The organism is Fictibacillus phosphorivorans, assembly GCF_001619875.1.
Lineage (GTDB): Bacteria > Bacillota > Bacilli > Bacillales > Fictibacillaceae > Fictibacillus > Fictibacillus phosphorivorans_B.
Window position 1 is genome coordinate 381,199 of record NZ_LRFC01000038.1, and the last position, 22,564, is coordinate 403,762.

Sequence of the window (22,564 nt, forward strand, 5' to 3'; positions counted from 1 at the left end):
GATATGAATCTTCAAATCCCGATTGAGATAAAAGAAAAGCTGCAGAATGAGGCAGCGAAACGATTAGAAAACTTACCAGATGCATATAAAGAATTGATTGGTGAACGTGGATACACGGCACCCGACGCTTCGCTTATAGAAGATGCTGTGATTGCACTTGCTTTGGGTAAAAATGTCCTGCTGAAGGGACCGACTGGTTCAGGTAAAACAAAGCTTGCCGAGCTTCTTTCAAACGTGTTCGGGCAGCCGCTTCATCAGGTGAACGCGTCTGTTGACTTAGATGCTGAAGCACTTCTCGGCCACAAAACATTAAGCTACAGTGATGGAAAGCAAGAGATTGAGTTCATACCGGGGCCAGTAACGAAAGCGGCGACGAACGGCCACTTCTTGTACATTGATGAGATCAATATAGCAAAACCGGAAACTCTGCCTATTCTAAACGGAATGCTCGACTATCGCCGCACGATCGCAAATCCGTTTACAGGTGAAGTGGTAAAAGCACAGCCTGGTTTCAATGTGATTGCTGCGATCAACGAAGGATACATCGGAACAGTGCCTTTGAATGAGGCGTTAAAAAACCGATTCGTGGTGATCGAGGTGCCTTACATCCAAGGTGATACGTTAAAAGAAATGTTGAAAAATCAATCTCAGCAAAAAGACGAAGAGGTTCTTTCAAAGTTTGTCCAGCTTTCATCGGACCTGATCGGCCAGGCGAAAGCCGGCCACTTGTCTGAGGACGCCGCATCCATCCGCGCACTGCTGGATGCAGCTGACCTGTCCGTCTACTTGCCGGCAAAGCGCGCCATCCAGCGCGCAATCGCTGACAAGCTCGAAGATGCCCGCGAACGCGCCCTCGTTTCTAACGTGGCCGCAACGCTGTTTGCGTAAGCTGGGAAATGGGGTCAGACCCCACACAATTTATTTCCCACGACGATTTTGGAGGTTTTCCCTAGATGAAATTCCTAGTATTTGCGAATACCAAGATCGATTCTTTTGTTCACATGCAACTGATCGATCTTTCTCGCTCACTCTCAAAAGTGGATAAAATGGATGTTTCGTTTTCGTACCACTCGTACCTTGAACGAAATAGCGGCGTCACTCACGTCAGTCAGTTCTGGAACCCATACCCGCGCGACATTCAGCTGGAAGGCTGGAAATCGGACGTGTATTTGCGCAGCTACGGAACGCAATTTCATACGGATGACCACGTGATTTGGAACACGCTTTTGCAACTAAAATCCCATCCGCACCGGGAATTTCTCAAGCAGGTCCTTCTTTTCGCAGAAGACTTTCGATTAGAACAGATCTGTACAAACGACCGGCCGGGGATGATGCATGCGTTCAGACTGCGTAAAGAAACATTCCAAGTTCACTACAATCGAGAGTACCGAAAACATATTCAGCAAAAGCGTGAACTCGACGCGCTTTTTTGTCATATCATTCTTTTAGCCAATAAACGCTTTGTTGCGGTGCCTAAAGAAACACAAGCACTATATCAACAGCTGCGCCCGCTGCTCACAAAATTGACGACAGCTCAATCAACACAAGACATTGCGGCAATCATCACTAAAATGGCTGGAATCACATCTCAGTATATCAACCTCCCAGACATGAAAACCGCATACCGCAGTTTCAGCGATCAGCCTAAACAAACAGAAACTAACGCGAACGAACAGGATTTCGAAGACCTAACACGCAACAGCGAAACGAAAACGAAGAAAACCATAACGAAAGATGATGATTCCAAAAAGGATGAAGATGATCAAGAGAAAGAATCTCATTCGTCCTGGCATGATGAAACATCTGACCCGCAAGATTCCTTTTTACAAATGGATCTGGATCAAGGGACGAACACAGATTTATTAGGAGAAGCGGCGAGAGAGGCTGAAAGTGGAGATGCGGTGTTTGGATCTGTCCAAACGAGCGCTCACTCGACGGACAACAACGACTTCAACACCCAAAACGAACATGAAGCTGAAACCGATAACAACCAAAGTGGTTCAGACGCTGCTAATCACTTTCCATACGGAGAAGTAAACAAAAACGTAACTGAACACTTTATTCCGGCAAAACCAGCATCCCTAGACGAAATCTCGCAATACGATGAATTCAATCAAGAAATTGCGCCATTTGTCTCTCAGCTCAAACAAAACTTCCTAAAAACGATGGAGCATAAGCGGACAGCACCAAGAGAAGATCTGCATTTCGGAAGACTAGGGAAGAAGCTTACAAGACTCGCAACCGACAAGAACCCAAGACTTTTCCGAAAAAAACAAGAATCTCAGCACGAACTCGATACAACGTTCACGTTGCTCGTTGACTGTTCAGCGTCCATGTTCAACAAGATGGAAGAGACGCAAAAAGGAATTGTTCTTTTTCACGAAACGTTAAAAGCGCTCAGAATTCCGCATTCGGTCGTCGGTTTTTGGGAAGATGCCGCTGATGCGACAACCAATGACCAACCGAACTACTTCCATGAAGTGATCTCTTACAGAAATTCGCTTCATCAGTCAGGGGCATCGATTATCCAGCTCGAGCCGCAAGAAGACAATCGTGATGGCTACTCTATCCGCCGCATGGGTGAGGAGCTCGCAAAACGGCCCGAGCAGCAGAAAATTCTTCTCGTTTTCTCAGACGGAGAGCCAGCTGCCTTTGATTACGAAACGCACGGTGTGCTCGATACGCACGAAGCGGTAACACGAACTCGAAAACTCGGAATCGAAACGATCGGCATGTTCATCGCGAACGGGGAGATTACAGAGGAAGAAGAGAAGCTGATGCAGAACATATACGGGCCGCAAAACGTTGTTGTACCAAGTGCGGCGGAGCTTGTTGACTATCTCATGCCCGTATTACGCAAACTGCTGTTAAAATCGTTATAAAAGTACTGCTTTTTGTAGTTGTAGCTACTATATCTGCTAAGGAATCGCTGTTCACCACATCTTTTAGTAAAATCAGACGTAATTTCTATCGTTGAAAGCGTGTGTTTTCGAGTCATTGAGCGAAACAGAGTACGTTTGGGGCGAAACTGGGGTCAATTGGAGAGGAACGAGGTAGTTTCTGAGCGAAACAGAGGGTGTATTGAGCGAAACATACCCCTCTATGAGCGAACGCGCAAAACCGCTGAATCTATCTACCCATTCATAACTCACCAAGAACGCCAAAACGCCCGGGGCACAAAACCCCAGGCGTTTTTTATGTATGTATTAATACTCCAGCAGCTTCAGCCAAGCGAAGATCACACCAACAAATCCTGTGTAGCTAAAAATCCTGACAGACCATTCTGGTAAGGCTGTACGAAGCAGGCTTGAGAATATGCCGACAATAATAATAGCGGCGAGCAGAATATAAATAGAAATGATATCAAACGGAATACGAAAAGACAGCCAGTGTTCCATCGCCAAACCTCCCCTAATATGGATAATATCGGTCAAAATGCTTATACATTAAGAAAGAAAATCCTTAAAACAAAAATTCGTAGCCATAATCTAGCACCTTACCGGTTAAAACCGGGCACCGGGACTAGGGCGAAAGCATATTGTAATGTAGATATCAGGGTGTAGGGAGTGAATGGTTTGAACCAGCGTGTAGTAGACGTCATTTTAGCAGAAGCAGAAACAGAATACTTAGCGAACAATAACTGTGCAACGTTTCTAGCCGAACTCGATTTACTTGCAGCCACACTAACAACGGCCGGTGACTTTCTGGCAACTATAAGTGCCGCAATCGCGCTAAAACAAATCTACATTGAACAAGCACAAGCGCAAAAAGATCAGCAAGAACAAGAAGCGCAGATGAAAGACATCCAAGATCAGTTGACTGCACTCAAAAACGAAATCAAAACGCTAAGGGGAACAAAGTAACGTATCTTTCCCCTTAACGATATTCCTAACAATCAATCATACTCTTTCTTCTTCCACTCATCCTCAGGCATCTCAAACTCATCGCTCGAGAAACGCTCCTCCTTGAACGGGTCGCCGTACATATGAAAGCCATTCTGCTCCCAAAAACCAGGTTGATCTTCCGCTAAAAACTCAAACTTTCGGATCCACTTTGCGCTTTTCCAAAAATACAGATGTGGCACAACGAGACGAAGCGGGAATCCGTGCTTGTCTGTCAACGGTTTGCCGTCGAACGAATGCGCGAGCAGCACATCGTCACGAAGCAGATCTTCTAGAGGTACATTCGTTGTATAATCGTAATCCGCGTGGACCATCACGTACTTCGCTTTCGGATCGACATCAAAGTATTTTAGGAAATCTGTAAATTTCACGCCTTCAAACGCATTGTCGAATCGCGACCATCTTGTTACACAATGAATATCCCGTACGACCGTCGTTTGAGGCATCTTCATGATGTCTTCAAAAGTAAATTCGACGTGTTTCCCCACGAGTCCTTCTACAGATAACGACCATTTTTTCATATCATAAACAGGCACGTCACCTTCATGCAAAATCGGAAACCGTTCGGTCACGACTTGTCCAGGCGGCAATCTGCCTTCAAGTTTCTCATCCAATTCAGGAACGCGCATTTTCTTTATACGATCGGCTTTGTTAAGGCCCATAATACATAACATCCTCTCTACTAAAATAAAAAAACGCCCTCTTTTTAAATAAAAGAGGACGAGTGTTTCCGTACACATCCTCTTATCTTTCAGTTTGGTAAACTGTTAGATGTAGCACCGTGCCTATAAAATAGGTGGTTGCCGGGCTTCATAGGGCTAAATCCCTCCGCCTGCTCGAAATAAGAGACCGAATAAATCGGCTAAAACGTTATAAAAGTTACACCTATTATGACACAGGAGCATAAAAAATCAATGACATTTCTTTGGATATCCCGAGATAGAGCACAACAATTCCGAAAATAGCCGTGCTGATCAAGAAAAAATACACGATCTTTTCTTCTGCTTCCTTTTCGCTCTGGCTTTTTTCAGTTTCTGTCGATTCGCTCTTGCCAGAACCTTGCGATGTTCTTTTCTTTTGTTTTCCAAAACCAAACATAGAAACAACCTCCGCTTCTCACACGTTTCCTCTTAACAGTTTTTCATGTAAAAGCGAATTCTAAACAAGATAGTTTTTGCAATAGCTTTGTTGCCCTTTAAAGTGTTGATTTCCGCTCCAGGATGCTCGCTTTCCGCGGGGCAGGCGGTGAGCCACATTCGTACGTTTCACTCTTAAGTGTCTCACCTGACCGCCAGTCCCGCAGGAGTCTCGCATCCTTCCGCTCCAATCAACATATCAAAGAAGTAATTAGGACAAACCACCTTAAAAACCACATTCTTTTAGAGAGGAGCCTTTAGAAAAGGATTTTAAACAAAAAACCCCTAGAAGTCTTCTACAAAAGACTTCTAGAGGCTATGAAACAACTTCTCAGAAATTATTGCTGAACGGCTTTTGCGGCATTCACACGGCCGTTTTGGAACAGCGTGCCTGTGCCTGTTACAGGATCTGCCGTATTTTCAAGCGCTGCACGGATTTGTGAAGCATTTTTCCCTTGAGCAGCCAACAGTCCGGCTACACCAGCAACAACTGGGGAAGCCATGGACGTACCTGAGAAACTCGCATACTGATTGTTTGGTGTCGTAGAATAGATGTTAACTCCAGGTGCTGCGATATCCACCCACGTACCAAAGTTAGAGAATGAAGCTTTTTGATCGTTCTGATCAGTTGCCGCAACCGCGATTGCGTTTGAATAGTAAGCAGGGTAGCTAGGAAGGGCTACGCCAGAGTTGCCAGCTGCTGCGACAACAACGGAGCCTTTATTCCACGCGTAGTTCACCGCATCTTGAAGCGTCTGTGTACCGATAGACCCGCCAAGACTTAAGTTGATTACCTGCGCGCCTTGGTCAGCCGCATAGCGGATACCTTGTGCAACATCATCTAACGTTCCGCTGCCATCCGCATCCAATACGCGAACGGCTAGAATTGAAGCTTTAGGAGCCAGACCTGCGATGCCGATACCGTTGTTCGTATTAGCTGCTGCGATTCCGGCAACGTGAGTACCATGTTCGTTCTCATCGATCGGGTCGTTGTCGTCATCAACAAAGTCCGCACCCTTAATGACTTTTCCAGCTAGATCTGGATGGTTATAGTCAACGCCTGTATCAATCACGGCGATTTTTACAGCTGACGAGCTCTGTGTTGTGTCCCAAGCTTGCTCGGCACCCACTTTTTGAGGAGCGTATTGCTGCTTGTAAGCAGGGTCGTTCGGAACGTAACTCGCATGGAACGTAGCGTTTGGCTCGGCGTATTCAACCGAGTCAAGGTTCTCGAAGTTCTTAATCGCATCAGCCACACTGCCATTTACTTTTACAACCGTAAATTCTTTCGTCACATCCACAACTTCACCGTCAAACTTTGAGACTGTATGTTCAACAGAGCTTGCAGCTAAAGCAGAATCCTTAAAGTGTACGATAATTTCCTGTGATGTAGCTTCCTGCTTAGCTGAAGGTGTAAAGGATGCTTCCTTCACTCCTGACTCAGCCGCCGAAGCCGGAAGAGCCAAAGAGACAAGTAGTGGTACTGATGCGGCAACTGCCACGAAACGCTTTAACATAAAAATCACTCCTCAGATGTATTTACCAAGCGGACTTGGTTTGTTGGGTAAGGAATTCAACAGCATTCTACAAAACCCTTTATTGTTATCTGAAAATAATGATAACTTACTAAGTACTGTTGAAGGTGAGACTTTTTATCTATGGTTAAAGCGTAACATGTCCAACTATTTTATTATCTTAAGATAAAGTTACGATAGTAAACATTGCATAACAGAGGTGTAAAGGAAGCGCAAATATATCACTTGAAACAGAATGATGTAACACTTTGGGAAAATCATGTAAGCTAAAAAAGAAGTATAAAATGTGAGGAGGATAAAAAATGTCACGCTTACCTGAAAAGAATGTGGAAGGAACACCATTTAAAAAGGCACTTGCCAATGCACCAGGCATTCTTGATGCTTTTCAGCAAATGGAAAAGGCACTAAACGACATCCTAGAACCAGAACTTATGGAAATGCTTCGCTTACGAGCGGCCTCAAACAACGGCTGCGATTACTGACAAAGCATGGATTATGGGACTCTGGACGAGTCTACTCGACAAACAGCGATGAAACAAGGAAACTCCGAACTTTCAGACCGCCAGCGGCTAGCTTTAGAACTTGCCGACCACATCATGGCTTATCATGGGCAGCTGCCAGATGAACTTTATAACCGATTAACACAACATTTTAGCCGAGAAGAAATCATTGCCCTCTTTTTTCAGATCGGAAGTAAAAACGGAGCAAACTGGTTTATTATCGCGATGGGAATAGAAAATAAATAAGAAATCAGAAAACGTCCAGAATGAATCTGGACGTTTTTATGTATTATCTATGTTGATCCACAAGAATCGGGTTGCCATCAGGATCTTCAATCATAAAACTTGCTGGGCCCGCACTCGTTTCGTCTGCTTCCGTCAGCAGCTTTACACCTTGTTCCTTAAGGTGTTTTTGGATTTCCCGAACATCCGTAAAGTGATTGAGGTTTTGGGCATCTTGATCCCAACCAGGATTAAAAGTAAGAATGTTATTTTCAAACATGCCTTGAAACAGACCAATAATGGTGTTTTCGTTCTTCATAATCAGCCAGTTTTGAGTTATGTTCCCGCCGAACGCTTCAAATCCGAGCATTTCATAAAACGCTTTTGACTTGTGAATATCTTTAACATTTAAACTAACAGAAAATGCGCCTAGTTTCATAAGTCCTCCTATTGGAAAAAAGATACTTTAACTATAAATGTGAATTTCCACAAATACAATACGGACGAAACTTTAACTGGAATAAAGCGTAGTAGTCGTTTAGAGGAGGTTGAACGACATGAATGAAATTCGACCAAAACTAAAAATACCTAAGACATTACTCGAAAACATATTAGATATCGCTTTGATTTCTCTATTCATCACAGCTGCCGGAAGCTTAGTCATGCAATGGTCGTCCATTCCAGACACCGTTCCCACTCATTTTAACGCAGCGGGTGAACCCGACGGCTGGGGAAACAAGATCAACTTATGGATTTTGCTCGGAATCGGATTAATGACGTGGATTCTGCTTACGGTCGTTGAAAAATACCCGCACATCTACAATTATTTTAATTTAACTGAAGAAAACGCAGAGAGACAGTACAAAAATGCCCGTCTGATGCTGAATATGATTAAAAACGAGATGCTATTGTTCTTCGTTTTTATGAGCTGGGTGAGTGGTGGAGTAGCAAAAGGAACTCAAAAGGGGCTTGGAGTGTGGATTTTGCCTATATTTATCATCGGAATCACCGGAACGATCGCTTTTTTTATTGTAAGGTCCATAAAATTGAAGTAAGAAGGGGGTCGAACTCAATTTGTTGAGGGAAATGCCTCTTTTTTTTCTGCAGAGAAATATTGATGTCTTTATGGAATGGAAATAAAAGAATTATTCCGTTCCAAGTGGATTCATAAAAGGATATACGAGGTAATTAGGAATATATCCGTTTATACGCTTCGTAATTCCGTAATAAAGCTGTATAATTCCGTGTATAAAATATTTTATCCGATTTTCGACATCATCCAAACTAAAAACGGCCCACAAAAGGGATATTCACCTTCATGAGCCACTAACACATTAGCCTACAAATTTCCTAGTTACTGATCTTGATGATTGCGAGCACGCGCTTCATCTGGACTTTCCATTTTCGCTGCGCCAGAATACTTCAAGCTTTGATCGCGGTCAGATTCAACGCGGCCAGACTCTCTCAGTTTCTTCTCTTGTCTATCTTTTCCCATCCTAAAAACCTCCATTTCACAATGATTTTTTATAGTATGAGGAGTTATCCCAATTTTTATGTAAAAGGATTGTTTATTCTAAAATGCGTACCCAAACGTTTATCTTTTAGAGAAAAGGGAATTCCCATACTACGAAAAAATTATTAAAAGGAGGACTTAAAATGGAACAAGGTGCAAACAATAAAAACGGATTTGAAAGCGAACCGTACCAAGAAAATATGTATGGTACTTCTCAAACAGAACGAGTGGCAAACCCGCAAAACAGCAAACTGTTAAAGGGAATGATAATCGGTGGGATTGTTGGGGGAGCGCTAGCATTAATCGATTATAATACACGGACAAAAGTGAAAAATACTGCAGTTGGACTGAAGGATAGTTCAAGCAAGGTGATATCTGAAGTGAAACAAAATCCGGGTGAAGTAAAGGATCAGATGATCAGCCAATTTAAGTCGGCAACAAACACCCTGAAAGATGCAATCAATGATGCGCAAGTTCTATACGAACGCCTCAATAAAGACGTATTCGGCAATATCAATACGTTAACGGAAATCTCAAATGATGTTCTCTCTACCGTAAAGGGAACAAAAGGGGAGATCGGCAGCATCTCGACAAAACTAAAAGAAGCGGGAACGGAACTAACGGAGAACCCGATCGGCAAAGAAAATCTTCATGATTATTCTTCAGAGTCAAATCAGGCTTCTAATACCAACCAAAACGATCAAAATGCGGTTTCAGCAGGTGTCACTTCTCAAAACAATCGCAAAAAACTATAATAAAAAAAGCAGCTCTTTTGTTGAACAAAAGGGCTGTTTTTACGTCTATATCAAATTAGCTTTTTACCACTTGTCGAATATCATTTAGGCGAACAACTTGCTTCGCATCTTCAAAATGCTCTGTAAAATTTTCTGTTACGGAAAAGTCCACAACAGCGGTGTTGGTCAACAATGAAGTAATTTCTCCCTTTAAGCCGTCGAACGTTTCAATAATGTCACCGATTTTAAATTCCATGCCTTTTCCTCCAACTATTTTATGTTTGTACTATTTTACCATAATTGTATCAAATTTTCCTTTTGTTTTGAAAAAAGTTCTATTTGTTAAGCATTATATCGGAAACCTAGAACCATTACCATAAAAGCGTTTTACTAAACCGCTTCCAAAATGATGCAACCTGATAAATGGATTCACGAGTTATTAAGTTATCCAAAGGTTATCCACAATCCAAGGGGAAACCAACCTGTTGTCAATTCTATCTATCCACTTATTTATCCACATTATCAACAATATCCACAGATAAAATAAAACCGCCTTCTCAACCAATTGGTCGGAGGACGGTTTTTTACGGTCGCTATAAACTCTGGTAATATCTTATAAACTAATGTCGCTCACTTCACGGTCAACGATACGCGCACCTTTTTTGCTCGTATAATTCCCGCCTGATGACGTGAAGATGTTTTGGGCGATTACGGTGTCCATCGCTGCGTTTACAGCTGCAGGATTAACCGGTTCAATCGGAGCATCCAGGCGGATGGTTACCGTTTTGTTTTCTTGGTTAAGAAACTGCAATTCAAGCACTCTGGCCATTGAAATCCCTCCTTTCTTCTATATTTTCACTACGATTCCTTCTTAAGAGTGAATCGCGAAGGTATCGTTGCGGTTGATCATCACAAGTGGATAAGCTTGAAGTCCTGCTAATGCATTTCCTACTGTATAAAGCTGGTTAGGGGTTGCGGAAGTTTTTACATTTGCAAAGCTTTTGTACTTCACCACCGGTTTGAAATCTGCATCAAGTCCTCCGTCTAACTCTAATCGCATCGATGAACCAATCAAAGCTGCTGTTGCCATGTGCCTCACCTCCTTTCACATTATAAGTTCCAGTGAATGGGGAAAAGGAGGCATGGGGTGTAGAGAAAATTTTTTGCGATCGTTTTGGTGATAATTTTAGTTTTTAGGGGATTTACTGCGTTTGTGTAAGCACGAGCGGAAAAATGAAGTCCAATGTAAATAAAATGGGGCTGAAATTGAATCAGTTTTGCTATTAATTGAGGAAATTTTACGTTTTTGGAGTTTTAGAAGGTATATGCGTTGAATCATATTGGGTGAAAAATGCAGATTTTAAAGTTTGTGAGCGAAACGGGCAGTGTTCTGAGCGAAACGGCAGTCGGATTGAGCGAAACGAATGGGTTATTGAGCGAAACAGAGGGTGAATTGAGCGAAAAACCACTTTGATTGAGCGAACGTGTAATAATGAAAAGAACACGTACCGTAAAAATCAAAAACACACCGAGCAGGGGGCTCACCGTCTGACCCACCAGCTCCCGCCTGCTCCAGCTGTCTTCCCAGAAAGCCCCCACCCTGAAACACAAATCATCCACCTCCAACAACAACACTAACTCCTCCACAACACTTATCCACAAACAGCTTCCTTTTACTCAAAAACAACACCCGATTTTTACGAAATTGATCATTTCACACAAAAAATGTGTTGATTTTCGTGATTTGACACCCCTTCTGTGGATAACTTTTCAAAAGTTATCCTGCAACTTTTATCTTTTTGCATTCTTTTTAAGTCAACTTTTAAAGAGTGAGACTTTGTTTTGTAAAACGACTCCAACCTATAGTGAGGGTACCGCGGAATTCTAAAGAATGTGCGCACATTCCAAAAGGAAGTATTCCCATGAAACACATGCTTTTTGAAGAAGTAGCCGCCATGTTTGACCCTCTTATCAAGTCCCAGATCAAGCGGTACCATCTCACCACTCATTTTGATCAATACTATCAAGCTGGTTTACTTGGACTCTGGAAAGCTTACGAAACGTTCAACCCGGAAAAAGGGCAGTTCTCGTCATATGCATTCGTTCTTGTTCGAGGACGTATTTTACAAGAATTACGAAAAGAAGCGACACGGTTGGATAAAGAGGTAAGTCATGATCCGCACGAGTCGATGATGTTCCAGCACTTAACTCATCAAGACCACATCCCGTACTTAGAAGACGAAACTCTGAATCTATATCTCATGCATCTTACAGAGAATCAGCAGCGGTGGGTCGTTCATCGCATCTTCCATATGAAGAGTGAGGCGGAGATCGCGGAACAGTTTGGGGTTACACGCTACGCGGTGAAGTCGTGGAGAAAGGCTGCTCTAAAGAAACTTCGGACAGTTTTAAATACCCATTAAAATCAAACTTTCTTACTATGTGTTTTGATGGATATAATTCTAAAATTAGGGTATAGTAGAAAACTGTGGGTGAGGAAATTCCTTTTTTACCCATTAAAGCCAATAGAGAAATAAGCTGCTATTTTTTTAGAATAACAGTGTAATAAGTTGGTAGGACAAAGCTTATATATTTATTAAGAGGGGGACAACCAAACGATGGAAACACAAGTGAATCAGAGTACTGGAAACAAGAAACGACCGTTGATCATTGGGCTTGCGATCATTGCAGTGCTTGCGATCGGAGCAACGGCCTATGCGATGTTCATCGATCTATCTCCGCGTGAATTGTACTTAAAATCCGAACTAAACACATTTAAAGCACTAAACGAATCTTTTGAAGACAGCTTTGGAGATGCGCTGGCTCTTCAAGACAAACAGCGTGAAGAAGCGTATAAGTCTGAAGCGCGTGTAGGTGTGGAAGTGGATCCTGCGATGTTTGGAGCAGGCGGAATGGAAGCGGCAATGATCGGCTCCGTTCTAACAAACAGTGAAATTAAAATGACAACTCAGCACGACCCTAAAAAAGAAGAAGGATCTGCGGGTGTTGCGTTAACAATGAACAACACAGATCTTGTGAAAGCTGATTTTTACCAAAACAACAAGCAAACCGCAGTAAGTGTTCCAGCGGCATACGACAAACACGTTTACTTCCCGAACAGTCAGTTTGGCGACGTTATGCGAAAGTTTGATCCATCATACGAAGGAATGGAAAAGCTTGAAAACTTCTTTAAGGTGATCGAAGGAGACGTAAGCGAAGAAGCACGTGATGAAGCGTTCCAAGAGTTTGCAAAAGTATATGCAGATAGCATTAAAGATGAAAACGTAACACTAAAGGACGATGTTGATTTTAAAGGGGAGAAGCTTCGCGAACTAACGGTTTCTCTATCTGAAAAAGAAACAAAAACCATGCTTGTGAACTTTATTGAAAAGATCGAAAAAGACGACGAGATCCTAGATGCGATCGCTGAACAAACAGCATTGCAAGGCGGACTTCAAACAGGCATGATGGCACCAACAGGCAACATGAGCAAAGAAGATGCGAAAAAAGAACTGAAACAGTTGTTAGCTGATGTGAAAAAAGGGATCAACGATGACCTGCAAATCCCTGGTGGCATGAAGCAAGTTGTGATCATCGACAAGGATGATAAAGTGGTAAGCCGTGACCTATCTATGAAGATCGGTGCAAACGGTGAAGAAGCTGTTCCGGTGAACTACAAATCTGAAAGCTGGATGAAGGGCGATGTAACGAACTCTTCTTGGGTTCTTAACGCTGGTCCTGAAGGCGAAACATTGCTTGTAGATGTGAAAATGGAAAGCGAACCAAAAGGCAAAGATGGTAAGAAACGCGATATTAAAGCGAAATTCGAAATGACGGAAAACGGTACAACAGAAGGGATCGGCTTCCATATTAAAGGTGAAGGCACAGATAAAAAATCCAAGTGGACAGCAAGCCTTGTCCCAGCTGGCGATGCACCGATGGAACTTCCAGATATGACGATTGAGATCGAGCACAAAGGTGACCAGAACCTTGATAAAGATTATGCGAACCATGATTACAAAGTAACATTGACTGGAAACGACGCAACGATGGGCGACATCAACGTTGGATTAAACATCAAGACGAAAACAACGTTCGGTGAGAAGCTGAAGTTCCCTGAGTTATCAGAAGGAAAAGCAGTGAACGCAGCTGAGATGAGCGATGCTGAAATGATGGGCATGATGAGCGAAATTCAGCGCAACATCGAACAGTTTGTTGGCGAAAACGCATCAATGTTCCAAGGATTCTAAACTAGATTTATAATAAGAGGACAGAGATAACTTCAAACAAAGTTGATCTTTGTCCTTTTTTTAAACCTATGAGGGGTATAGGGTATGTAATGGAAGTAGGCCGCGCGGAAATTGTCGAGGATTGCAGACTCGTGGATAAATTGCCAAAACTTCTGGATTGAGAGACAAAACTCGTGGATAAACAGCCAAAACTTTTGGATTCAGCCCTTGAATTTCTGGATTCAGATAGCAGAATACCCCGCTATGTATATGTTCTGACCAGTTTCGTAGCCCGAAACTGTACAAATTTTTAAACGAAAGGAACGACACTATGAGGCAAACGCTACTCATTGCCCATCTAACGGTAAAATGCTGGCTAAAGCAGCCGTTTCCCTTGTTTGCCATGATGCTTTTTCCCATCCTTCTGCTTGGAATCACGTATCTTGGTCTGAAACCGCTCCTACAAGATAAGCAGTGGGTCGAACCTTTTGCCGTCGCGATCGTGGATGAAGACAAAACCTTTGAAACAAAACTGCTTATGAAGCAGTATGAGGAATCAGAAGAACTGCAAAACGTCCTTACTTTTGAAAAAACAGATGCGGCGGCAGCGAGCACGCGTTTAGCTGCAAATGAAGTCGCCGGAATAGTGATTGTACCTGACGGATTTACGAGAGGTATACGCCGCGGTAATAACATTCCTGTAACGGTAATCGGAAATCCAGAGCGCCCTTTTCAAGCGGAACTGTTGAAGCAAGTGATGGTGTCTAATGCGAACTTGATCTCTTCAGCTCAAAGTGGAGCCAATGCAGCTTTTCACTATCTCAGGAAGATGGGCTTAAGCTCTGAAGAATTCGCAACGTATCGAGAAACCATCATTACCGATTTCACTCTTCAGGCTTTGAACCGAAATAAAATCTATGAAACTGAAACACTAAGCGCATTCGGCGGCATCACCATGTTAGAGTTTTATAGTCTGTCAGGCGTATTGATTCTGCTCCTTATCGGCGGACTGTTCGGCATGAGTTTAACAGCAAGAAGTGAGCAAACCGCATTGCGTGAAAGACTAACGCTACAAGGCGTAAGGTCAGGTGTCTTCTTTTTTAGCAACATTCTGTCCGTATTTGCGCTGCTCGTCATCCAAAGCATTATTCTGATATCCCTTTTTTACAGCGTCACCAAAATGTGGAGTCTCACCGCAACCGTAATTCTGCTCGCATACTGTTTAGCAGTATCCTCCATTTTCGCACTCATTCAAGAACTTTTTCAGCGAAACGGAGCAAAGTGGGGTGCGGGCATTATACTCATGATGAGTATGGCAGCTACAAGCGGAAGTGTTTTGCCGTTATCCTATCTGCCAGAAATGTGGCGAAATGTAAGCTTTCTTAATGTGGTGCACCACGCGCACAGCGGTTTAGTAGAATCCCTCTTTGTCGGCAATCAAATTTGGACGCCAGTGATCGTGTTACTGAGTATATCGGTCGCCATTTGGGCTCTAGGATTACTACTTATTACAATAAAGAAGAGGTTGCCATGGTCTGGACAATTGCCATTACACGTATAAAATTATTGCTTCAAAGTCCGTTGAGCTGGATCGGCCTGCTGATTCCTGTCCTTTTGCTGGGTTTTTTTAGCATGAGCGTGGAAAAGACCGCGAACGCAACGAAAATCCCAGTCGTTATTGTGGATGAGGATGAAACCGAATATTCCGCGTTAGTTATAGAGAGAGTGAGTGAAAATCCAGCGATCTCTGTAAGTACGGTGTCTGAAGACGAAGCCCGCAATCAGATCGAGACCCAAAAGGCGGCGATCGGTTTTCTCATACCAAAAGGATTCATGGAACAAATCCGGAGTAATGATGAAGATGGACTTGTGACCATGTGGCTCTCAACCGGCACGATTTCACACGGTTTAGTGCGGGAAATTTTTGCAAGTGAAGTGAAGCGGCTGTCGAGTAACTCCTATGGCGCGAACACGGTTTTAAAAACATACGGTAAAAGCAAGAATCTGAATGCCATAGAACAAACATCCGTCTGGAAGGACGCTTGGGCGTATAGCGACAAACATTGGGAACCAAAACCGCTGATGACGGTTGATTACAAAGTCGGCGTTACGAGTGAAAAAGCTGAAGCGGCTGAGAGCAAGTCAGCTTCGATCTATATACCAGGAATGCTCGTCCTCTTAATGCTGTTCAGTTTTTTATGGAACAGCTGGCCGATCAAAGACCGTGATTCAGGTATGCGGTCAAGAGTGCCGTATGCGGTGGGCCGATTTTCGTTGTATTGGATGGGTAATGCACTTGGTGTGTTGTTAGTGCAAATTGTTTTGCTAATTCTGTTAGGTGGTTTCGGATGGTGGAGAGGCGAACTGGAGTTGAACGGAGTGACCATACTAGCGCTCGTTGGATATGTGCTGTTTTTAAACGCGCTGTCTCTGACATTCGCGTATTTCGTACACGCCAACCGCACATGGCAGGCAATCACACTCTTTGTGGTGCTCGCCACTTCGCTTCTCAGTGGAACGTTTTTTCCAAGTGACGAGCTTTCGAGTTTTTTAGAAAGAGCCGCACAATGGACACCGCAGTACTGGGTCGTATCCTCTCTTCACCAAGAAACGCTGCCCATTCCTCTCGTTTTCTTTACGATCAGTATCATCCTATACGGACTTTCAACCATAAAGGCAGGTGACAACGCTTGATTGCAGCAGAAAATCTAACAAAGAAATTTGGCAGAAAAGAAGTGTTAAAGAATATCAATTTCACGATTCAAAAAGGAGAAACCGTCGGCGTTGTTGGCCCGAACGGCGCTGGGAAGTCTACCTTGCTCAGAATCATTGCAACCATCATGAACGCTACGACCGGAACAGTTGCGGTCGATGGATTAGACGTTAAAAAAGAGAAAAAAGCAATTCGTCAAAAAATCGGGTATGTGCCACAAGAGATCGCCGTCTATCATGAGTTGACGACTCGGGAGAATTTAAGATTCTTTGGGAAGTTAGCGAAACATTCATCTGAAGAAAGATGGATGAAACGGTGCGAAGAGTGGCGGCTTGCGGAACATCTGGATAAAAAAGTGAAGCATCTGTCTGGCGGTAACCAGCGAAAGCTCAATATCTTAATTGCCATGCTGCATGACCCGGATATTCTCATTCTCGACGAACCAACAGTAGGAATCGATATCTCTGCCAAACAGGAGATCGTGAATGACTTGCGTGAATTCGGAAGGGAAGGGAAGACCATCCTGTATTCCAGTCATGACGCACAAGAGCTCGAGACATTATGTACTTCCTTTTTGATTTTAAAAGAAGGGGAGCTGCTGTTCTACGGATCCAAACAAAAAGTAAGGCAGTTTGGATCAATTGCGCAATCTAAGAACTTTGCGGAGACGCTTGGGGAGATTGTGGGGTAAAGCCTACCAATATGGTAGGTTTTTTTTAGTTATCCTGAATATTCTAATGTATTGCCAATAGTGATATACTTTATGTGAAGTATTTCACAAAGGAGTGTAAACGATGAATAAAAACCTTTCAAGAAAAATCAATTCTGCCATGCTTTCATCACTTTTACTACCAGGGTTTTTTGGTCTGTATATTATTTTTGAATCAGGGTTTTCTTTAGACTTGTTTTTCCTACTTATTGTCTTATTTTTTGCGCTAATTGGTAATTTTTTTTATGCGATACCAGTTTCCCTTCTAATTGATGTAATAACAAGTAAACTTCATAAGCACTACTTAATAGTATCAGCCATTTTACATTTAGTATTTGCTTTTATAACTATAATCTTTATTAGAGAATATAGCTATTTCGCCCTTTTTTGCGCCCTTTTTTTCTTTTTAGCAGAAGAGTGGCAAAAAGGAAGTTATAAAACGTTAAAATTGAATCAAATTATATCAAACGGAATTTCCTTAGTTGTAATTGTTGCTCTAGCCATTTTAAGCACTTATCTATTATTTGACTTAACTGAAAAGAAAACGAAAGAATATTACATAATTCCAGACGGTTATGTAGGTAATGTGACTGTACTATACAATATGAAAGATGAACCAAAGCCTAAGAAAGTTGGAGACTATAACGTAATTAAAATTAATGAATTAGGTTATGGACTCACTTCACTACCTGAAGCTGAAGGACTCATTGATAATAAATATTATTATTACGATAAAGATGGGCTTAAAGAAAAAATTAAAGAGAATTGCATTCATATTGGTAGCACAGGTTCTACTTCAAATGGTGAACGTGAATTTATTTATTCTTCCTTTACCGTTATAAATAGAGGTTGTACTAATCATTTTTCTGCTTACGGAAGTAAATATTTAGAGGATCATAGTATGGATGTGGAAGAGATCTTACAACGCGAAGGCTTAGGGGATTTTGGCTACTAAAAGTATAGGAGCAACGCTTAATAGTGGTATTTTTTTGAAATAATAAATTCGACAAAAAGTGCAACTGGACCAAATTCCTATTTTCCGTAACCGAAGCGTAAAACACAACCTCTTTTTTATATAGTAGGATAATAATAGGTTACTTGGAAAATAAAAGGGGTTAGGGATAAATAATGAAAAAATGGATAGCAACATCAGTTTTAGGAGCAACTTTATTATTGTCGCCGCTACAGGCGTTTGCAAATATTGGAGATACAACACTTAAACCAACGATGACTCATACAGATGTTAAAACATTACAATCCATATTGCGCGATAAAGGTTACTTTACATATAGCGGTTCGTATACATCGTATTTTGGATCCTATACAAAGAGTGCTGTAGTAAGTTTTCAACGTGCAAAAGGTTTAACAGCTGATGGAATTGCTGGCCGTAACACGTTTAACAAACTAGGAGTTTATAACGTTAACAATACGTATTTAGTAGACTATGCAAAACGATTCCAAGGTACACCTTACGTATGGGGTGGGACAAGCCCGTCAGGTTTTGATTGCTCAGGTTACATCAACTACGTATTCAAGAACTCGCACAACATCACGCTTCCACGAACAGTAAAAGATATGTGGGTAAACACAGGGTATAAGGTAGGGTCACAAGCGGTAGGAGATCTTGTATTCTTTTCCACTACAGATTCTGGCGCTTCACACATGGGAATCTACATCGGTAACGGGAAGTTTATCCATGCTGGGTCTTCAACAGGAGTAACAATCGCAGATATGAACAATTCGTACTGGGGACCGCGTTATTACGGGACAAAGCGTTTATAAAATTAAAAGAGGGTGACCCGCATAGTTGGGTCATCCTCTTTTTTTATGTATATGAATTTAGTAGACCAAATCTTTCTTTTTACTTAAAACAGGTCTTCTCTTACCCTCAGTTATCATTTGATTTGTGTCATAACTCAACTCTGAAAAAAAGCAAAAGCGAGTAGCAGGATGTGGATATGATAACTGATCTAAATCAAGACCTATTGCATGAAATACCTTTTGTATACAATCTACAGCAACACTTTCAAAACCTTGATTCATAACTTCTTGTATATCGTCATAGTCTGTCATTTGAGATATAGTTGTCCCATTTCGATAATAGGTAAACTTTATTCCAACTTGATTACTCATATAAATACCTCCGTCAATAAAAGTAAATGTTAATTGTACTTACTACAGATAGCCATGATCATTATAGTAAATGGTATATAGTTCGGGTAAGGTATTGTATAAACTAATATTATACAAAACATAAAAAAATTACTAATGTTATTTTCTTTAAAATATTATAGAAATAATTTTCCTTATTTTATATCGGCTATAATACGCTGATTTTTACTATAAGTTTGTTAAACTAATCAAAACTCAAGTTCGGGATTGTTTTGGAATAAAAATATATTACAGGAATTTTAGCTTGGAGTATCAACAAGGAGTTAAAAACGTTAAATCATAGTAAAATAGCAGCCCAAGATTAGATTGGGCTGCTATTTACAGTTACAATCCTAGAACAAAATTCTTGCCCAAGGATCGCAGCAACGGTGATGTCTGCGTTGCTTTCTAACTTTTCTACACTTCAAAACCTCAGAGCTTGAAGAAGATGAAGAAGAAGATGAAGAAGAAGATTCACACTTGTGACCGTGCTTTTTCTCTTTCTTCCACTTTTTCTCTTCCTTATGCTTGCAGTGGTCGAAGTTACCGCATTTGTAACACATTAAAATTCACCTCGCAAATTGATACCGACTTCTTATCTGAATTCGGTTTCTGTATATCATATGTAGGTAAAGACAAGTTGCTTAGACGAATGATGGGTTTTAAAAAAATTGGGGTCTGACCCCAAACAAATACAAAAACACAATAAATGTACTCCCCAGAAAAACACTTACAAAGCTAAGCTGCTTATGATTTAATTAAGTTTACATACAAATATTTACTAATTATTAACGAGGTGGTCAGATGTTAGCAACGCAATACAAGATCACGTTGCCTAGTGATTATGATATGAACATTATTAGAGAAAGAGTTAAGAATAACGGCTATAAAACGGATGGCTTTGAGGATTTGAAATTTAAGTTGTATTTAATAACTGAAAAAGGAATCCATTATAATATGCAGAACAGTTATTGCCCATTGTACCTTTGGAAGGGCAGTGAGGGTTTAAATAAATTTTTATTTACCGGTTTTTATGACAATATTATTCAATCGTTCGGATGGCAGCGCGTAAACGTTGGCATTCCACTCGTTGACACTACCACTTCAAAAATTACAGATTATAAATATATGTTTCAACTCACGAGAGAAATACTGCCTCAAGAAAGTCTAAAATACGTAAAAGATACAATACAAGCAGAGGTCCCATCCATTGATCAAGTAGAGCACGTCATTATTTATAATCCCGATCAGTGGAAGTATGAAATCAATTACTTTTTAAATGATGTCAGCGGCATAAAGGAAATGAAAGGAACGCTCTACAGCATCTTGCATGTTTCAGAAGGCAACCCTTCTGCTTAGGATTGCTTGTACAAAAAACTCCACAAAAAATAACGTGCGGTAATTCACACGTTATTTTTCTATTTCTATTCACTTTTTAGGCTCTTGAATGAACATACCTTCTTTTGCAAAAGCAAAGTGGATGGCGTGCTTCAGGTTCCTAAAGTATGTACTTTCTCCAATGGAATATTGGTGCTTTGTGACCTCCATACTCAACTCTGGTGAAATCCCTACTAACAGCGTTTCCATACCGAATAAACGGGCAGAAGATACGAGCTTATTCAGCATATCCACCATCTCAGAATCGATAGATCGAATTCCGGTCAAATCCAAGATTACGAATTTTGCCCGGTGTTGCGGCAGAGAAGTAAGGGTGTGTTCTAGCATATCTTTGGAGCGTAATTCATTATATTTACCGATCAGCGGAATAACCACGATATTATCGGTTACTGGAATAATAGGCGATGAGATTTCGCGGATAAGATCCGTTAACTCCCGCGTGCGATCTTCAACCATTGCTTCAAGCTTCATAATCTCATTTTTTTCTTCACGTTGAACGAGTTCACGTATATTATCCTTTGGGGTAATATTGGACTCTGTTATGCGTATTTTTAGGAAGTCAGAGGTTAGATCATGCTCTAATACTTCGTACCACATGTTTGTATCAAATAGACCAGTAAAAACTCCAGCCCAATGACCTGGTAAGAACCGGCCCATACGACTGCTGTTTTGTGCCTTCTTCACCTTTGTTTCCCAACCATTCAGAATAGTAATAATCGCTGATTTATTTGCTACATCAACATCAATGGACGTCTTACCCCAACCGGCAGAAGCATAAATTTTAGGGAGAAATTGTAGTGACGTTTCAATCGAAACCATCGATTTTTTATAAAAATCACTTACAACAAGTCCAGTACGATAGCCGGCTGTTTCAAAAACAATGTCTGCCGTTCCTTCGCCAGTAATTTCTTCAATGGAATCCAGAAACACCTTGAATGCTGAATCGGTCCAAAACAGCAAGACATCGGCGCCTTCAAATTTAAAAATACCTTTTTCTGTGTCCCAAAGAAAAGATGCACCATTTACATCAATACTGGTTTGAGTTTTCAATAATTCATTCGGCGTCTGAGTCATAGATAAATCCTCCATAGGCAAAAAAATATAGACACCCACTTCTTTTACCCTCTTTATATAATCTTGAAACATATAATTTTCGACAAAGGGGGTCTGACCCCAAACAAAGACAAACCCCCATTTTGTCCACTCCACGAAGACACAAACATAATCATAAACACACGTAAAAACCACCTGATCACGGATCAGGTGGCTAGCTTTGTTTATTTTTCCATTTATTAAACTCTAGAAACTCTTTGAATTGCTCTTTACTTACACCAGAACCCATGGCTTCTTTTACAAGGTTAGCCCATTCTTGGTCTAGACTTTGTGTGTCGACTTCCTGTTTGATCAAGTGATCAACCGAAATATTCAATACATCTGCGATCTTTTCAAGAAGCTGAATAGAAGGATTTTGCTGAATATTTCGTTCAAGTGCACTAATATAAGATTTTGCTACTCCTGCTTTATCAGCTAAAGCTGTAATGGAGAGCCCTTTTTCAGTGCGGTATTTTTTTACGCGTTCACCAATCATCATTTGCAATCCCCATTTAAGTAGTAATTTGCCTTTATTATATCTTTCTACAATAGGGAAGTAAATAAATTCTGTGACCTGTTTACTACTTAATTTTCTTGTGCTGCGTATTCTGCTGCAATCAGCTGGGGATTTTGTAAAAAACTCATAACTTCCTCTTTAGTGAAACCCTGATCTCTCGCTTCTTTCATTAACTCAATCCACTCGTGATCCAACGTTAAAGTATTATCCACT

29 protein-coding genes and 1 riboswitch are annotated in these 22,564 nt (G+C 41.3%); of the genes, 15 read left to right on the forward strand and 14 right to left on the reverse strand.

The window, feature by feature from the left end; genetic code table 11:
• The first annotated feature begins 3 nt into the window (after nucleotides 1-3).
• Nucleotides 4-888 (forward strand): ATP-binding protein, encoded by an 885-nt coding sequence (locus AWM68_RS17915; protein WP_066245728.1) that lies wholly within the window; start codon nucleotides 4-6, stop codon nucleotides 886-888.
• A 65-nt stretch (nucleotides 889-953) separates the two neighbouring features.
• A complete protein-coding gene (locus tag AWM68_RS17920; protein WP_066244973.1) occupies nucleotides 954-2,882 on the forward strand; it encodes a nitric oxide reductase activation protein NorD in 1,929 nt (642 codons plus the stop codon).
• Between the two features lie 324 nt (nucleotides 2,883-3,206).
• Here the strand turns inward: AWM68_RS17920 and AWM68_RS17925 are convergent, their stop codons facing one another.
• Nucleotides 3,207-3,398, reverse strand: a complete 192-nt coding sequence (locus AWM68_RS17925; protein WP_066244975.1) for a hypothetical protein — start codon at nucleotides 3,396-3,398, stop codon at nucleotides 3,207-3,209.
• 177 nt (nucleotides 3,399-3,575) lie between these two features.
• On the opposite strand from AWM68_RS17925, the gene AWM68_RS17930 reads away from it, so the two are divergent.
• Nucleotides 3,576-3,863, forward strand: coding sequence for a hypothetical protein (locus tag AWM68_RS17930; protein WP_066244977.1), 288 nt, complete (start codon nucleotides 3,576-3,578; stop codon nucleotides 3,861-3,863).
• Nucleotides 3,864-3,895: 32 nt separating this feature from the next.
• Here AWM68_RS17930 and AWM68_RS17935 read toward each other — a convergent pair whose 3' ends face one another.
• The 3 genes from AWM68_RS17935 to AWM68_RS17945 all read right to left on the reverse strand — a co-directional run bounded on the left by AWM68_RS17935 (nucleotide 3,896) and on the right by AWM68_RS17945 (nucleotide 6,555).
• On the reverse strand, nucleotides 3,896-4,564 hold the full coding sequence (locus tag AWM68_RS17935) for a sulfite oxidase-like oxidoreductase (RefSeq protein ID WP_066244978.1): 669 nt from the start codon (nucleotides 4,562-4,564) through the stop codon (nucleotides 3,896-3,898).
• A 79-nt stretch (nucleotides 4,565-4,643) separates the two neighbouring features.
• Nucleotides 4,644-4,750: riboswitch (SAM riboswitch) on the reverse strand.
• Nucleotides 4,751-4,790: 40 nt separating this feature from the next.
• Nucleotides 4,791-5,000: a hypothetical protein gene (locus tag AWM68_RS17940; RefSeq protein WP_066244980.1), complete on the reverse strand. Its 210-nt coding sequence runs from the start codon at nucleotides 4,998-5,000 to the stop codon at nucleotides 4,791-4,793.
• Between the two features lie 376 nt (nucleotides 5,001-5,376).
• Nucleotides 5,377-6,555: a S8 family peptidase gene (locus AWM68_RS17945; RefSeq protein ID WP_066244981.1), complete on the reverse strand. Its 1,179-nt coding sequence runs from the start codon at nucleotides 6,553-6,555 to the stop codon at nucleotides 5,377-5,379.
• A 320-nt stretch (nucleotides 6,556-6,875) separates the two neighbouring features.
• Between AWM68_RS17945 and AWM68_RS17950 the strand changes: the two genes are divergently transcribed.
• Both AWM68_RS17950 and AWM68_RS17955 read left to right on the forward strand, forming a co-directional pair.
• Entirely contained in the window at nucleotides 6,876-7,055 is a 180-nt protein-coding gene (locus AWM68_RS17950) for a hypothetical protein (protein ID WP_066244983.1), read from the forward strand.
• 6 nt (nucleotides 7,056-7,061) lie between these two features.
• Nucleotides 7,062-7,319 (forward strand): carboxymuconolactone decarboxylase family protein, encoded by a 258-nt coding sequence (locus tag AWM68_RS17955; protein WP_156488449.1) that lies wholly within the window; start codon nucleotides 7,062-7,064, stop codon nucleotides 7,317-7,319.
• A gap of 43 nt (nucleotides 7,320-7,362) precedes the next feature.
• Here the strand turns inward: AWM68_RS17955 and AWM68_RS17960 are convergent, their stop codons facing one another.
• Nucleotides 7,363-7,734 (reverse strand): VOC family protein, encoded by a 372-nt coding sequence (locus AWM68_RS17960; protein ID WP_066244987.1) that lies wholly within the window; start codon nucleotides 7,732-7,734, stop codon nucleotides 7,363-7,365.
• Nucleotides 7,735-7,852: 118 nt separating this feature from the next.
• On the opposite strand from AWM68_RS17960, the gene AWM68_RS17965 reads away from it, so the two are divergent.
• Nucleotides 7,853-8,350 (forward strand): DUF1648 domain-containing protein, encoded by a 498-nt coding sequence (locus tag AWM68_RS17965; protein ID WP_066244989.1) that lies wholly within the window; start codon nucleotides 7,853-7,855, stop codon nucleotides 8,348-8,350.
• A gap of 299 nt (nucleotides 8,351-8,649) precedes the next feature.
• Here AWM68_RS17965 and AWM68_RS21125 read toward each other — a convergent pair whose 3' ends face one another.
• Nucleotides 8,650-8,790: a YpzI family protein gene (locus AWM68_RS21125; protein ID WP_066293612.1), complete on the reverse strand. Its 141-nt coding sequence runs from the start codon at nucleotides 8,788-8,790 to the stop codon at nucleotides 8,650-8,652.
• A gap of 161 nt (nucleotides 8,791-8,951) precedes the next feature.
• On the opposite strand from AWM68_RS21125, the gene AWM68_RS17970 reads away from it, so the two are divergent.
• On the forward strand, nucleotides 8,952-9,563 hold the full coding sequence (locus AWM68_RS17970) for a hypothetical protein (protein ID WP_066244991.1): 612 nt from the start codon (nucleotides 8,952-8,954) through the stop codon (nucleotides 9,561-9,563).
• Nucleotides 9,564-9,618: 55 nt separating this feature from the next.
• Here the strand turns inward: AWM68_RS17970 and AWM68_RS17975 are convergent, their stop codons facing one another.
• From AWM68_RS17975 to AWM68_RS21565, 4 genes are all read right to left on the reverse strand, one after another.
• Nucleotides 9,619-9,798: a DUF2187 domain-containing protein gene (locus AWM68_RS17975; protein ID WP_066244994.1), complete on the reverse strand. Its 180-nt coding sequence runs from the start codon at nucleotides 9,796-9,798 to the stop codon at nucleotides 9,619-9,621.
• Nucleotides 9,799-10,155: 357 nt separating this feature from the next.
• Nucleotides 10,156-10,371: a DUF2922 domain-containing protein gene (locus AWM68_RS17980; RefSeq protein ID WP_066244996.1), complete on the reverse strand. Its 216-nt coding sequence runs from the start codon at nucleotides 10,369-10,371 to the stop codon at nucleotides 10,156-10,158.
• A gap of 42 nt (nucleotides 10,372-10,413) precedes the next feature.
• The gene (locus tag AWM68_RS17985) at nucleotides 10,414-10,632 is read right to left on the reverse strand and encodes a DUF1659 domain-containing protein (RefSeq protein ID WP_066244998.1); all 219 of its coding nucleotides are present in this window, start codon (nucleotides 10,630-10,632) and stop codon (nucleotides 10,414-10,416) included.
• 245 nt (nucleotides 10,633-10,877) lie between these two features.
• On the reverse strand, nucleotides 10,878-11,171 hold the full coding sequence (locus AWM68_RS21565; protein WP_156488450.1) for a hypothetical protein: 294 nt from the start codon (nucleotides 11,169-11,171) through the stop codon (nucleotides 10,878-10,880).
• Nucleotides 11,172-11,464: 293 nt separating this feature from the next.
• Between AWM68_RS21565 and AWM68_RS17995 the strand changes: the two genes are divergently transcribed.
• The 7 genes from AWM68_RS17995 (at nucleotide 11,465) to AWM68_RS18025 (ending at nucleotide 18,975) form a co-directional block, all read left to right on the forward strand.
• Nucleotides 11,465-11,965 carry a sigma-70 family RNA polymerase sigma factor gene (locus tag AWM68_RS17995; protein WP_066245002.1) on the forward strand — a complete coding sequence of 167 codons (501 nt, stop codon included), beginning with the start codon at nucleotides 11,465-11,467 and terminating at the stop codon, nucleotides 11,963-11,965.
• A gap of 195 nt (nucleotides 11,966-12,160) precedes the next feature.
• Nucleotides 12,161-13,792 (forward strand): DUF6583 family protein, encoded by a 1,632-nt coding sequence (locus AWM68_RS18000; RefSeq protein WP_066245004.1) that lies wholly within the window; start codon nucleotides 12,161-12,163, stop codon nucleotides 13,790-13,792.
• A gap of 310 nt (nucleotides 13,793-14,102) precedes the next feature.
• Nucleotides 14,103-15,332, forward strand: a complete 1,230-nt coding sequence (locus AWM68_RS18005; protein ID WP_066245006.1) for an ABC transporter permease — start codon at nucleotides 14,103-14,105, stop codon at nucleotides 15,330-15,332.
• Entirely contained in the window at nucleotides 15,302-16,465 is a 1,164-nt protein-coding gene (locus tag AWM68_RS18010) for an ABC transporter permease (protein ID WP_066245008.1), read from the forward strand. Before AWM68_RS18005 ends, AWM68_RS18010 begins: the two co-directional genes overlap by 31 nt.
• Nucleotides 16,462-17,175: an ABC transporter ATP-binding protein gene (locus AWM68_RS18015; RefSeq protein ID WP_066245010.1), complete on the forward strand. Its 714-nt coding sequence runs from the start codon at nucleotides 16,462-16,464 to the stop codon at nucleotides 17,173-17,175. The genes AWM68_RS18010 and AWM68_RS18015 overlap by 4 nt, the downstream gene beginning before the upstream one ends.
• Before the next feature lie 103 nt (nucleotides 17,176-17,278).
• On the forward strand, nucleotides 17,279-18,148 hold the full coding sequence (locus AWM68_RS18020) for a DUF6843 domain-containing protein (RefSeq protein WP_066245014.1): 870 nt from the start codon (nucleotides 17,279-17,281) through the stop codon (nucleotides 18,146-18,148).
• 173 nt (nucleotides 18,149-18,321) lie between these two features.
• Nucleotides 18,322-18,975 (forward strand): NlpC/P60 family protein, encoded by a 654-nt coding sequence (locus AWM68_RS18025; protein ID WP_066245016.1) that lies wholly within the window; start codon nucleotides 18,322-18,324, stop codon nucleotides 18,973-18,975.
• 57 nt (nucleotides 18,976-19,032) lie between these two features.
• Here AWM68_RS18025 and AWM68_RS18030 read toward each other — a convergent pair whose 3' ends face one another.
• Nucleotides 19,033-19,326 carry a hypothetical protein gene (locus tag AWM68_RS18030; RefSeq protein ID WP_066245017.1) on the reverse strand — a complete coding sequence of 98 codons (294 nt, stop codon included), beginning with the start codon at nucleotides 19,324-19,326 and terminating at the stop codon, nucleotides 19,033-19,035.
• Nucleotides 19,327-20,148: 822 nt separating this feature from the next.
• On the opposite strand from AWM68_RS18030, the gene AWM68_RS18035 reads away from it, so the two are divergent.
• Nucleotides 20,149-20,703, forward strand: a complete 555-nt coding sequence (locus AWM68_RS18035) for a DUF4865 family protein (RefSeq protein WP_066245019.1) — start codon at nucleotides 20,149-20,151, stop codon at nucleotides 20,701-20,703.
• 69 nt (nucleotides 20,704-20,772) lie between these two features.
• Here AWM68_RS18035 and AWM68_RS18040 read toward each other — a convergent pair whose 3' ends face one another.
• The 3 genes from AWM68_RS18040 to AWM68_RS21130 all read right to left on the reverse strand — a co-directional run bounded on the left by AWM68_RS18040 (nucleotide 20,773) and on the right by AWM68_RS21130 (nucleotide 22,563).
• Nucleotides 20,773-21,816 (reverse strand): STAS domain-containing protein, encoded by a 1,044-nt coding sequence (locus AWM68_RS18040; protein WP_066245020.1) that lies wholly within the window; start codon nucleotides 21,814-21,816, stop codon nucleotides 20,773-20,775.
• 193 nt (nucleotides 21,817-22,009) lie between these two features.
• Nucleotides 22,010-22,330 (reverse strand): helix-turn-helix domain-containing protein, encoded by a 321-nt coding sequence (locus tag AWM68_RS18045; protein ID WP_066245730.1) that lies wholly within the window; start codon nucleotides 22,328-22,330, stop codon nucleotides 22,010-22,012.
• An 89-nt stretch (nucleotides 22,331-22,419) separates the two neighbouring features.
• Nucleotides 22,420-22,563 (reverse strand): anti-repressor SinI family protein, encoded by a 144-nt coding sequence (locus AWM68_RS21130; protein ID WP_082820771.1) that lies wholly within the window; start codon nucleotides 22,561-22,563, stop codon nucleotides 22,420-22,422.
• Nucleotide 22,564: the final 1 nt, after the last annotated feature.